Origin of the sequence: Winogradskyella vincentii, assembly GCF_020166345.1 — a bacterium.
Classification (GTDB): Bacteria; Bacteroidota; Bacteroidia; order Flavobacteriales; family Flavobacteriaceae; genus Winogradskyella; species Winogradskyella vincentii.
The window spans coordinates 1-12305 of the sequence record NZ_JAIUJS010000005.1 but is presented as its reverse complement, the minus strand read 5'-3'; the positions used below and the strand labels follow the sequence as shown (position 1 = coordinate 12305).

The 12305-nt window shown below is 34.0% G+C and carries 14 protein-coding genes; 10 read left to right on the top strand and 4 right to left on the bottom strand.

Annotated elements, in window-relative coordinates; all coding sequences use genetic code 11:
• Positions 1-73 precede the first annotated feature (73 nt).
• On the top strand, positions 74-373 hold the full coding sequence (gene hpf, locus LBV24_RS10635) for a ribosome hibernation-promoting factor, HPF/YfiA family (RefSeq protein ID WP_224478637.1): 300 nt from the start codon (positions 74-76) through the stop codon (positions 371-373).
• Positions 374-423: 50 nt separating this feature from the next.
• Here the strand turns inward: hpf and rlmH are convergent, their stop codons facing one another.
• A complete protein-coding gene (gene rlmH / locus LBV24_RS10630; RefSeq protein ID WP_224478636.1) occupies positions 424-897 on the bottom strand; it encodes a 23S rRNA (pseudouridine(1915)-N(3))-methyltransferase RlmH in 474 nt (157 codons plus the stop codon).
• 90 nt (positions 898-987) lie between these two features.
• Between rlmH and nadC the strand changes: the two genes are divergently transcribed.
• From nadC to priA, 3 genes are read left to right on the top strand one after another with little or no spacing between them, the layout of a single operon-like run.
• Complete coding sequence (gene nadC, locus LBV24_RS10625; protein ID WP_224478635.1) at positions 988-1845, top strand: carboxylating nicotinate-nucleotide diphosphorylase; 858 nt, start codon at positions 988-990, stop codon at positions 1843-1845.
• Positions 1846-1854: 9 nt separating this feature from the next.
• Positions 1855-2814, top strand: a complete 960-nt coding sequence (locus tag LBV24_RS10620; protein WP_224478634.1) for a YihY/virulence factor BrkB family protein — start codon at positions 1855-1857, stop codon at positions 2812-2814.
• A 1-nt stretch (position 2815) separates the two neighbouring features.
• Positions 2816-5269 (top strand): replication restart helicase PriA, encoded by a 2454-nt coding sequence (gene priA / locus LBV24_RS10615; protein ID WP_224478633.1) that lies wholly within the window; start codon positions 2816-2818, stop codon positions 5267-5269.
• A 3-nt stretch (positions 5270-5272) separates the two neighbouring features.
• On the opposite strand, the gene LBV24_RS10610 is transcribed toward priA, so the two are convergent.
• The gene (locus tag LBV24_RS10610) at positions 5273-5968 is read right to left on the bottom strand and encodes a LytR/AlgR family response regulator transcription factor (RefSeq protein ID WP_076620930.1); all 696 of its coding nucleotides are present in this window, start codon (positions 5966-5968) and stop codon (positions 5273-5275) included.
• 199 nt (positions 5969-6167) lie between these two features.
• Between LBV24_RS10610 and rpsF the strand changes: the two genes are divergently transcribed.
• The 5 genes from rpsF (at position 6168) to LBV24_RS10585 (ending at position 8676) form a co-directional block, all read left to right on the top strand.
• Positions 6168-6506, top strand: coding sequence for a 30S ribosomal protein S6 (gene rpsF, locus LBV24_RS10605; RefSeq protein WP_224478632.1), 339 nt, complete (start codon positions 6168-6170; stop codon positions 6504-6506).
• A gap of 3 nt (positions 6507-6509) precedes the next feature.
• The gene (gene rpsR / locus LBV24_RS10600) at positions 6510-6806 is read left to right on the top strand and encodes a 30S ribosomal protein S18 (RefSeq protein WP_224478631.1); all 297 of its coding nucleotides are present in this window, start codon (positions 6510-6512) and stop codon (positions 6804-6806) included.
• A 12-nt stretch (positions 6807-6818) separates the two neighbouring features.
• On the top strand, positions 6819-7268 hold the full coding sequence (gene rplI, locus LBV24_RS10595) for a 50S ribosomal protein L9 (protein ID WP_224478630.1): 450 nt from the start codon (positions 6819-6821) through the stop codon (positions 7266-7268).
• 62 nt (positions 7269-7330) lie between these two features.
• Positions 7331-8191: a glycerophosphodiester phosphodiesterase family protein gene (locus tag LBV24_RS10590; RefSeq protein ID WP_224478629.1), complete on the top strand. Its 861-nt coding sequence runs from the start codon at positions 7331-7333 to the stop codon at positions 8189-8191.
• Between the two features lie 11 nt (positions 8192-8202).
• Positions 8203-8676 carry a DUF6495 family protein gene (locus tag LBV24_RS10585; protein ID WP_224478628.1) on the top strand — a complete coding sequence of 158 codons (474 nt, stop codon included), beginning with the start codon at positions 8203-8205 and terminating at the stop codon, positions 8674-8676.
• Between the two features lie 5 nt (positions 8677-8681).
• Here the strand turns inward: LBV24_RS10585 and LBV24_RS10580 are convergent, their stop codons facing one another.
• A complete protein-coding gene (locus tag LBV24_RS10580; protein ID WP_224478627.1) occupies positions 8682-9923 on the bottom strand; it encodes an ABC transporter permease in 1242 nt (413 codons plus the stop codon).
• 131 nt (positions 9924-10054) lie between these two features.
• Between LBV24_RS10580 and hisS the strand changes: the two genes are divergently transcribed.
• Positions 10055-11425, top strand: a complete 1371-nt coding sequence (gene hisS, locus LBV24_RS10575; protein ID WP_224478626.1) for a histidine--tRNA ligase — start codon at positions 10055-10057, stop codon at positions 11423-11425.
• A gap of 43 nt (positions 11426-11468) precedes the next feature.
• Here hisS and LBV24_RS10570 read toward each other — a convergent pair.
• Positions 11469-12305, bottom strand: an 837-nt coding sequence (locus tag LBV24_RS10570; protein WP_224478625.1) for a T9SS type A sorting domain-containing protein, incomplete at its 5' end; no start/stop codon positions are given.

Below are 12305 nucleotides of genomic sequence, written 5' to 3'. Positions count from 1 at the left end.
TAATTATCAGTAATATACCTTATTAATAGTTGTATATTAGAGTTAGGAATTATTAATTAAAACAAGTACATATATGACGGTGAATTTTCAATATGTAAATACTGATGTTAGCGAGACTTTATCAGCGTTTGCGACGGAAAAACTAGAGAAATTAGCAAATAGATTTGAGTTCATTATTTCTGCTCAAGTTTATATTAAACATGATGACAAAGACCACCAGGCTGGAAAAATTTGTAATATAGAATTGAGTTTACCTGGTCCTAGACTTTTTGCCACATCGAATGAAAAAAATTATGAATTGGCAGTAAATCAAACGATAAGTGATTTATCACGTCAATTAAAAAAACGCAAAGAGATTTTTAAAACACATTAATTATTATCTATAAACGCACTGGCGTTTAATTATACCGGAGGGTTTGCTATCTATCTATGATGATAGGGTTCGTTCTTTAAAATAGTAAACCCTCTGTATAATTGTTCTATAAAGAATAAGCGTACCATCTGGTGCGAAAATGTCATTTTAGACAGTCCTAGTTTGCCATTGGCACGTTGGTAAACCGCTTCCGAGAAACCGTAAGGTCCACCAATAACAAATATTAAGTTTTTTATACCAGAGTTAAGATGTTTTTGCAGGTAGTTTGCAAAAGCAACTGAGTCCATTTGCTTCCCTTTTTCATCTAATAATATCAGCACGTCAGACTTCTGGGTTTTAGAAAGGATAAGTTCTCCTTCCTTTTCCTTTTGTTGGGCTTCGCTTAGGTGTTTCACCTTTTTAAGATCTGGAATAATCTCAAACTCAAACCTAATGTAATGTCCTAGACGTTTCTGGTAATCTGCAATTAGTGATTGCAGATTGTTGTTGTCGGTTTTACCGATGGCGAGGAGTTTAATGGTCATAATTTCAAAGTTATACTTTTTTAGAAATTGATATTCTCTTTTTAAAATTTTTAATCTTTCAATTCCTATTTTTACATTAAATACGCATATATGATTTCAAAAGAACAATTTGATAAGGAAATAGAACTCATAATCTCTAATGCTATCCGCGAAGATGTTGGTGATGGCGATCATAGTTCATTAGCCTGTATACCAGAAACAGCAAAGGGAAAGGCAAAACTTTTGGTAAAAGATGATGGTGTAATTGCAGGTGTGGAATTTGCAAAAAAAGTATTTGCTTATGTTGATGAAGACATGGTTGTTGAAACCTTAATAGAGGATGGAAGCGATGTAAAATATGGTGATATTGCATTTTATGTAGAAGGCGCCTCGCAATCTATTTTAAAAGCAGAACGATTGGTCTTAAATGCCATGCAACGTATGAGTGCAATTGCCACAAAAACCAAGAAGTTTGTGGATCTACTAGAAGGTACAGGTACTAAAATATTAGACACACGTAAAACCACTCCAGGAATTAGAGCTTTAGAAAAGTGGGCCGTTAAAATTGGAGGTGGAGAAAACCACAGGTTTGCACTTTACGATATGATAATGCTTAAGGATAACCATATTGATTTTGCTGATGGTGTTGCCAAAGCTATTAATCTTACCAAACAATACTTAAAGGATACTGAGCGCGACCTAAAAATTATAGTTGAAGCTCGCAATCTTGAGGAAATAAAAGAGATACTAGACTGTGGAGGAGTCTATCGTATATTAATTGACAACTTTAATTATGAAGATACACGTAAGGCTGTAAAACTAATTGGTGATCAGTGCTTAACAGAATCCTCAGGTGGTATTAATGAGCATACCGTAAGAAAATATGCAGAGTGTGGTGTAGATTATATTTCATCTGGTGCCTTAACACATTCGGTTTATAATATGGATTTAAGCCTTAAAGCCGTTTAATATACTGCTATGACCAAGCCTATAGAAGATAAACTCGATAAAATTCCCGTCCTCAATCTTATTGTTAGATTTTTTAAGAGGATAAAATTACCAGGATTTGAAGGTTTGTCAATTTATGATCTCTTGGAACTATATATAATGGGTATAGTCAATGGAGCACTAACCACAAGGGCTAGTGCTATTGCTTTTAGTTTTTTCACGGCCATATTCCCTTTTTTGTTATTCGTTATCATCATAATGCCTTATATACCTATTGATGGCTTTGAAACTGAGTTTTTAGATTTTCTAAATTCATTTTTACCACCTCAAACCTCTGATTTTTTCTTCTCCAATATTTTTGAGAATATCAGTGGTAGTGGAGGAGCTGGGCTGATATCTACCATCTTTTTACTGTCCATGATATTAATGGCAAATGGTGTAAGTGCGGTCTTTTCTGGGTTTGAATATTCGTACCATGAGCAATTAACCCGTAATGTAGTACAACAATACCTCTATGCATTTGGTGTATCCTTGATTTTGGTATTCTTGGTTCTATTGACCGTTGCGGTATTTGGGTATTTTCAGATTTATATAATTCAACCTATTTATGAGAGTCTTACAGGTCAGGATGCCTTGAAAACCGATTCCGGATTGGGTTGGATTGTCTTTGCTAAGTATTTATTCTTTGTGGTGATGGTGTATATCGCCACTGCAACCTTATACTATTTCGGTACCAAAGAAGGTAGGCATACACGTTTCTTTTCCATTGGAGCATTATTGACCACCTTATTGATTATACTCACGTCGTATTTGTTTGGTGTCTATATTGAAAACTTTTCACAGTATAACAAACTATATGGTTCTATTGGAGCCTTATTGATATTGCTGTTATATCTGTGGCTCAATTCTAACATCTTATTGCTTGGTTATGAGCTAAATGCTACCTTAAGAAATTTAAGGAAGAGCTCAGGAGATAATATTGTAAGTTAGTATGAACTACTTCATAGACGTCATACTACCAATACCGCTTCAAAAAGCCTTTACCTACCATATCACTGAGGCAGAAGCCGATTTTATTAAAACAGGAATGCGTGTTGCGGTACCTTTTGGTAAGAACAAGATCTATACTGCGCTAGCTTATAAAATTCATAATAATCCTCCCACAGCCTACGAACCAAAGACGATTCATCAAATCCTGGATGATACTCCTATCATTACCGAATTGCAATTAAAGCATTGGGAATGGATTGCCAACTATTACATGTGTAGTTTAGGTGAAGTTATGCGTGCTTCGTTACCAAATGCATTAATACTTGAGAGTGAAACCATTATCTCAAGAAATGAAAATATTACAGTAAATGATGTTGAACTTAAGGATGATGAGTTTTTAATATTTGAAGCATTACAGTATCAGTCTTCTTTGAAAATTCAGGATGTCATTTCCATATTGGATAAAAAGCGCGTACTTCCTGTAATTAAGGGTATGGTTGAGAAAAACATACTTCACCTACACGAAGAACTATACGAAAAATATAGGCCAAAATTAGTAAGATACGTCAAACTGGACGATGCCTTTAAATCCGAAACGAAATTACAGGAGTTGTTGGATATTTTGAGTAGAGCTCTAAAACAACGAGAGGTTGTTTTATCCTTGTTTACACTCCAAGCTCAGAATAATAAACCCATTAAGGTTTCGGAGCTTACCAAAGCCAGTGGCGCATCTACTGCAATTGTAAAGGCATTGATAGAAAAATCTATTTTAGAAGAATATCATATTCAGACGGATAGAGTACAATACAAAGGTGAAGACAATTCTGAAGTTAAAGCCCTTAGTGAGGTTCAAAATGAGGCTTTAATAGCTATTGAAAGCAATTTTCAGGATAAATCCGTTACGCTGCTTCATGGTGTGACCTCTTCAGGTAAAACCGAGATATATGTCAACTTGATTAAAAAACAACTAGAACAAGGAAAACAGGTGCTTTACTTGTTGCCTGAAATTGCCTTAACTACGCAATTGGTAGAGCGTTTACAGAATTATTTTGGTGAGCAAGTTTCAGTATTTCATTCGAGATACTCTAGCAATGAACGTGTTGAGGTTTGGAACAATTTACTTACCCAAAAGAGCAAGGCACAAATTGTAATTGGAGCGAGATCTGCTTTATTACTTCCTTTTTCTGACTTAGGTTTAATCATAGTAGATGAAGAACATGAGCAATCCTTCAAACAGTTTGATCCTGCACCAAGATATCACGCAAGAGATGCGGCAATTGTATTGGCAAATTATCATAAGGCTAAAATATTACTGGGTTCTGCTACACCAAGTTTAGAGAGTTATTTTAACGCAATTAACGGTAAATATGGACTAGTAGAGCTGACAACACGATACAATAATGTTCTAATGCCAGATATTGAATTGGTAGATTTAGCAGATAAGTACAAGCGGAAGCGTATGAAAGGTCATTTCAGTGACCGACTTATTGAGGAAATGACTGTGGCATTAGATGATGGACAGCAAATTATATTATTTCAAAATAGACGTGGTTTTTCTCCAATAGTCGAATGTGTTACCTGTGGGCACTCACCACAATGTCCTAATTGTGATGTGAGCTTAACCTATCATCAATTTAGAAATCAGTTACGATGTCATTACTGTGGTTATAATTCTGCCATGATGAATAATTGCGAAGCTTGCGGTAATGCTTCATTAGATACTAAGGGATTTGGTACGGAACAGATAGAGGAGGAGGTGAAGGTGTTATTCCCTGACCATAAGGTAGCTCGTATGGATTTGGATACCACACGAGGTAAATTTGGTTTTGAAAAACTGATAAATAATTTTGAACAAGGAGAAATAGATGTACTAGTTGGTACTCAAATGCTTACTAAAGGCTTAGACTTTAGAAATGTTAAGCTCGTTGGGATAATGAATGCTGATAACTTGCTCAATTTTCCAGATTTTAGAGCTCATGAACGAAGTTATCAATTAATGTCTCAAGTTGCAGGAAGGGCAGGCCGTACAGATCTAAGAGGTAAGGTGTTAATACAAACGTATAATCCACACCATAACATATTACAGCAAGTTTCTGTAAATGCCTATAAAGAGATGTTTAAAGAGCAAATGAATGATAGATATAACTATCATTATCCACCAATTTATAGATTAATTAAAATAACATTTAAGCATAAGGATTATAACAAAGTGAATTTAGCTTCAGATTGGTTTGCAAAATCGTTAAGACAAGTGTTTAAAGCTAATGTATTAGGTCCAGAGTTTCCACCAATCTCTAGAATTAGAAATTTATACAATAAGAACATTCTTGTAAAAATTCCACAAAATCAATCCTTAAACAAAACAAAAGAAGCCATTATGAAAATACATAATAGCTTCAATGCTGTAAAAGATTTTAGGCCTGTTAGAGTAATTTTAAATATAGATAACTACTAATAGTTACATATTATTTAAAGCATCTACCAATTGAGTCTTTTTATTTCTACTCAATGGAATCTCATAAGCTCCTACTTCAACATTTTTACTGTTAAAGCGATCTATTTTGTCTAGATTCACAATATAAGATTTGTGAATTCTTAAGAATTTACCTTCTGGTAATTCTTTTTCAAATGCTTTCATTGTAGATAAAACGACTAGGCTATTTTCTTCAGTTACGACTTTTACATAATCGCCTAATGCTTCAATCCATTTAATATCTTTAATATAAACTTTACGTTTTTTAAGATTACTCTTCACAAAAATGTGTTCGCCATCTGTTTCGTTAAAGTCTAATTTTAATTTATGCTGCTCAATAGCTTTTTCTACGGCAGTATTAAATCTTTCTTTAGTAATTGGTTTTTGAAGATAGTCGGTAGCGTCGTAATTAAATGCTTTAAAAGCATATTCGGTTTTACCAGTAACAAAAATAATTTGGGGTTTGTTGTTGAGTACATCTAATAGCTCAAAACCGTTTAATACAGGCATCTCTATATCTAAAAAGATAAGATCAACTTTATGTGTATTAAGACCGTTTTTAGTTTCTAACGCACTGCTGTACTCTGCAATAAGATTAAGCGAGGAATGATTCTCGATTAACTTTACTATAGAGAGGCGCTGAATCGCAGAATCATCAACAACTACACAGTTTAAAGTCATAACATTAATATTTTATTAGGTTAAGATATCGACAATAGTACAATATTTTCGGTTAAAAAACAAATAATACCGACAAAGTGTAATATTTAACAAATTTTTTAGTGCATAAAATTGCAATATTTTAGTATCAAAAACGTTGCCAGAATTAGAATAAATGTGTATTTTTGCACCCGTTTTAATAACAAACAAATAAATTATTATGAACAATTATGAAACTGTTTTCATCTTAAATCCCGTTTTATCTGATGATCAGATAAAGGAAACAGTGAAGAAATACGAAGATTTTCTTATTTCTAAAGGTGCTAAGATGATAGCCAAAGAAGATTGGGGCTTAAAAAAGCTGGCTTATCCAATCCAAAACAAAAAAAGTGGTTTTTATCACTTATTTGAGTACCAAGTAAATGGTGAAGCTATTGAACCTTTAGAGTTAGAATTTAGACGTGACGAGCGTTTTATGCGTTACTTAACTGTAAAATTAGACAAGCATGCAATTGCTTGGGCTGAAAAAAGAAGAGAAAGAAACAAACAAAAAGCGTAAACTATGTCATCAATAGAACAACAAGCAAAAGGAAAAAAAGATAGTGAGATTAGATATCTTACACCATTAAACATAGAAACTACAAAAGCTAAGAAGTACTGTCGTTTTAAAAAGTCTGGTATCAAGTATATTGATTATAAAGATGCAGATTTCTTATTAAGTTTTGTAAACGAACAAGGTAAACTTTTACCAAGACGTTTAACAGGAACTTCTTTAAAGTATCAAAGAAAAGTATCAGTGGCAGTAAAAAGAGCTAGACATTTAGCCTTAATGCCATATGTTGCTGATTTATTAAAATAAAATATCATAACAATGGAACTTATATTAAAACAAGACGTTGAGAATTTAGGATTTAAAGACGATATTGTAACAGTTAAGAACGGTTATGGTAGAAACTATTTAATTCCACAAGGTCAGGCTGTAATGGCAACACCTTCAGCTAAAAAAGTTTTAGCAGAAACTTTAAAACAAAGAGCTTTTAAAGAAAAGAAAGTTATCGATGAAGCTAATACAACTGCAGAAGCGTTATCTGGATTAGAAATCAAGATTGCATCAAAGGTAGGTGCTGGCGATAAGTTATTCGGATCTGTTAACAATATTGACTTAGCTGCAGCTTTACAAAAAGAAGGTCATGAAATTGACAAAAGATACATCAATGTAATTGGTGGTAATGTAAAGCGTTTAGGAAAATACGATGCTGTTATTAGATTACATAGAGAAGTAACTGTAGATTTACCGTTTGAGGTAGTTGCAGAAGCTTAATCTTAACACTATTATAATTAAAAACCGTTTAGTTTTCTAAGCGGTTTTTTTATACCTCATTAATGAAAAAGTACATTCTCATTTTCGTTTTATCATTTGTTGTGATTTCATGCAAATCCAACAAAAGTGAAACAGTAGCTAAATCTAAACTTGTCGAAGTCTTTAGGGCATCTAACAAGAATTATCCTAATATCAGTGTCCATCGTGGTGGAAAGGATATTTTTAATTATCCGGAGAACTGTTTGGAAACTATACAATATATCAACGATAGTATTTCAGCAATTTTTGAGATTGATATAGCGCAAACAAAGGATGATAAATTGGTGCTAATGCACGATAATTCTATCAACAGAACTACAACAGGTAGCGGATTGGTTAGAAAAATGACATATAAGGAGCTTTCTAAATTTAATTTAATAGATGATTTTGGCAACGTAACCTCGTATAAGATTCCTTTGTTTAAGGATGTGTTAAAATGGTGCAAAACCAATAATGTAATTCTTACTGTTGATATTAAGCGCAGTGTAAAACAGATTGATGTTATAAAAGCTATTAAAGAGGCTAATGCTCAGGATATTTGTGTCTTGATTACGTATGATGTGGCTCAAGCTAAATCAGCTTTCAAGAATGCACCTGAGCTATTATTGTCTGTTTCTGCACGAAATAATGATGAATTTGATCGATTGTTGCAATCCAAAATCCCAACAGAAAACATGCTGGCATTTACAGGGACGCGTTTGTCGCCTCAATCCTTATATAAACGCCTACATCAAAATGATATAGTTTGTATGCTCGGTACACTGGGCAACTTAGATAGACAGGCTAAGGCAAGGGGAGATCAATTATATGAGACCTGGAAAGCCAATGGTATTGACATTATAGCAACAGATAGACCTTTTGAGGCATATAAGGCCATTAATTAATTGTATTAATGATGAAATATTCTAGATTAACAAAAGAACAGTTTGAAGAATTGCACCAAGAATTTATCAATTTTTTGGCGACACAGTCCATTACTGCTGATGAGTGGGAAGACTTAAAGAAAAACAAGCCCGAAACTGCAGAGCAGGAGTTAGATGTGTTTAGTGACTTAGTTTGGTTTGGTGTGTTGAGTAAAGTTGAATATTTAGAGCATATCTCACCTCAACACATACATTTATTTAAGTGTAAAGAAAAAAACATGCACCTTATTGCTCTGAAATTAAAACATGACCAGGTGGACTTAACAACAAAAGAAGGGTTTGAATGGTTACGTGATAATTTGTTATCTGATGATATTGAATTTTTCAATGCTAACAAAGATTATTCTGACGACAAGCACTTAGATATTTTCAAGCTTATTCAATCAGGTGCCAATATCACTAAAGGTGAATTGTTTCAGTATTTCGAAAAATTAATAGGTCAGTAATTGTTTTACTCGTAGCGTAAAGACTCAATTGGATCTAATTTAGCTGCTTTAGTGGCAGGATAAAGCCCAGAAATAACAGCCACGATAAACGCTATACTGGTAGCCCAAATCATGGCAACCCATGGTGTTGAGAACTGCAAACTAAATCCAGATGCAACTGCCCAGCCGATTAAGATACCTAGCAATATTCCTAATAAACCACCTAATTGACCAATAATAATGGTTTCCATAAAGAACTGGAAAGCAATTGTTCTGCTTTTTGCACCTAAAGCTTTGCGAACCCCGATTTCTCTAGTTCTCTCAGTAACTGAAACTAGCATGATGTTCATTAAGGCTATGGTCGAACCAAAAATGGTGATAATACTAATTATCCAAGCGGCTATATAAAGTGCAGCCGTGTTTTCAGCAACTCGATTAAGAAGATCGTCACTGCGTTCTATCCCAAAATCATTCTCTTCTACTGGGTTTAGCCCACGTATATTCCTAAAGGTTAAGATTGCATCATCTTGTGCCGCTTCAATCATATCTTGCTTATCAACCTTGATGCTCAGACCATAATTTATTCTAGGGTTGGTAAAAATTGATCTCGCCTTTTGTATAGGTATAATAGCTCTTAAATCTTGATTGTTTCCAAATGTGGCACCTTTTTCCTTTAAGACTCCTATGACTCTGAATTTTGAACCTCTAACACTAATTACCTTATCAATAGGGTTTTCTTCAGGAAATAATGCTTTTTGCAAGTCGCTTCCAATAACTGTAACTGCATTACTATTTTCAATATCAAAAACATTAAGTGACCGACCGTTCTCTACTTCAAGCCCAGAGTTTTCTATAAAGTTTTCGTTCGCACCTAAAATAGTTACTTCGGGATCAGTCTTAATATTTCCATATTTAACCTCTGCTGAAATGGTACCAGTAAAAACAACAGCAACCTTTGTAAACGGATAGTTATAGTTATCTTCAAATTCCTTTACATTTCTATAACTGATAACAGGGTTTATTTTCTGGCGCTCTCTACTGCTTTGACGTTGCGCTGTAAACTCGTAGCGTTGAATGTTAAACGTGTTAGAACCCATTGATGAGAAATTACTAGAAATTGTATTTTCTAATGCTGATACACCACTTAAAATACCAACAAGGGCCATAATACCAATGGCAATAATTAATACAGTTAAGATGGTTCTTAAAAGTTGACTTTTTATCGAGCCAAAAGCGATCTTAACATTTTCTCTTGCTAATGAAAACATAGAATTTCTCTAATAGTTGGGTTGTTTAAAAGTATAAGACTACTGAAACAGCATAAAGTTACTATAAAATCAAAATATCTTGGTTATGCCTTTAAAATTTATAATATTTTTGTGAAAAATTAATTGAGAATATGGCTCAAAAACCAAGTATTCCTAAAGGAACAAGAGATTTTAATGCAGCTGAGGTAGCAAAGCGAACTTATATCGTAGATACGATTAAGAGTAAGTTTGAGGTTTTTGGGTTTCAACCAATTGAGACTCCTAGCTTTGAGAATTCCGATACCTTAATGGGAAAATATGGAGATGAAGGTGATCGATTGATTTTTAAGATTTTAAATTCAGGAGAATACCTCAAAAAAATATCAGATGATGATTATGCTTTAAAATCAGAGCAAAAACTAACGCCGAGAATTTCAGAAAAGGCACTTAGGTATGATCTAACTGTACCGTTTGCAAGGTATGTAGTACAACACCAAAATGAAATAGAGTTTCCTTTTAAACGCTATCAAATTCAACCTGTTTGGAGGGCAGACAGACCACAGAAAGGACGTTTTAGAGAGTTTTACCAGTGTGATGCTGATGTTGTTGGATCTAAATCATTATTTCAAGAGATTGAGTTTATCCAGCTTTATGATGCAGTATTTGACGCTTTAAACCTTAAAGGTGTAACCATTAAAATAAATAACCGCAAAGTTTTATCTGGTATAGCTGAGGTTATTGGTGCAAAAGATAAACTTATTGATTTTACGGTTGCTCTAGATAAACTAGACAAAATAGGTGAGGAGAAGGTGAAAGCAGAAATGTTAGGCAAGGGAATTTCTGAGGAGGGAATTGCAAAACTTCAGCCATTGTTTGAACTATCTGGTGACTTTGGAGGCCAAATTAAAAGTTTAAAAGCTATTTTAAGTAATTCAGAAGAGGGCTTAAAGGGTATTGAAGAACTTGAGTTTATCAATAAAGCCATTACCGAATTCAAACTGAAATCTGCCAATCTAGAACTTGATGTGACGCTGGCACGTGGTCTCAATTACTATACAGGCGCCATATTTGAGGTTTCTGCACCAGAAGGAGTAAAGATGGGCTCGATAGGAGGAGGAGGTCGCTATGATGATCTTACAGGCATTTTTGGACTGAAGGATATGAGTGGTGTTGGTATTAGTTTTGGATTGGATCGTATTTATTTGGTACTTGAAGAATTGGGCCTATTTCCTGATACTATAACAGCATCGACAAAAGTATTATTTATAAACTTTGGTGAGACGGAAGCCATTGCTTGTCTAAAGGCTGTTACAAAACTGAGAGAATCTGGTATTAAAGCCGAGTTGTATCCTGATAAAGCTAAAATGAAAAAACAGATGAATTATGCTAATCGCAGAAATATACCATTTGTTGTTTTAGTAGGTGATGAGGAGTTAAAAACAGAAAGCTTCACATTAAAAGATATGGTATCTGGAAATCAAAATGTTGTTTCCTATAATGAATTACTGAACAAATTGAAATAATTAATCTACAACTCTTATAACCTGATACAATTATATCTTAGGTTTAATCAACGATAAATTTCTTTGTTTCGATACCTCCATCATGATGAAGCTGAATAACATAAACGCCTTGGCTTAATTGTTTAAGTAAATATTCGCTATAAGATTCCTTTCTTGCTTCGATATTATAAACCTTTTTACCTGTAATATCAAATATTTCTAGATGTTGAAGATTTAATTGATTAGGATTTAAAATCACTATCGTATTTCTGTTAAAAGCATAATAGAGATAAATTCCGTTTTCAATTGAATCATCGATTGAAAGTGACTGAGGCAATGAAAATGCAATTTCAAATCTATCTAAATATGCGCCTGCATCTAAGTTTATTTGATAACTTGATGCTCTTAAATCATGGTATATATCCAATACCTTGTCATGCAAATAAATATTTAAATCATCTGGTACATTTTCGAGGGCATCAATTGTAATTTCATTATTGCCTTCGGTTGATGTATGTAATCCTAAAGGGAGCACTGTTTCATCAATAATTTCATTATATCCTTGGATTGTATAATTTCCATCGTCAATCCTCCAGTACATGTCGTCCACCTGTTCTTCGTTAAGAACGGCATCATAGGCCCAATCCACACCTTCCGTTGTGTTCTCGTCGATTGTCAACAACAACTGTCTGTGAATGGTATTAACCGAGTTAAATCCAATCCTGAACTTCATTCTTTCGTCAGAGGCTTGGTTGTCACCAGAGTTCTGTGCAGTCATGTTTCTTACGAATACCGACGATGCGCCGCCTTCTTTCTGGAATACACGCTGACCGTTGTTAAAATTTATCGTACCCGAGTTTTCACCCACGACGAAGAATCCTTGCCCAACTGGGATGTACCT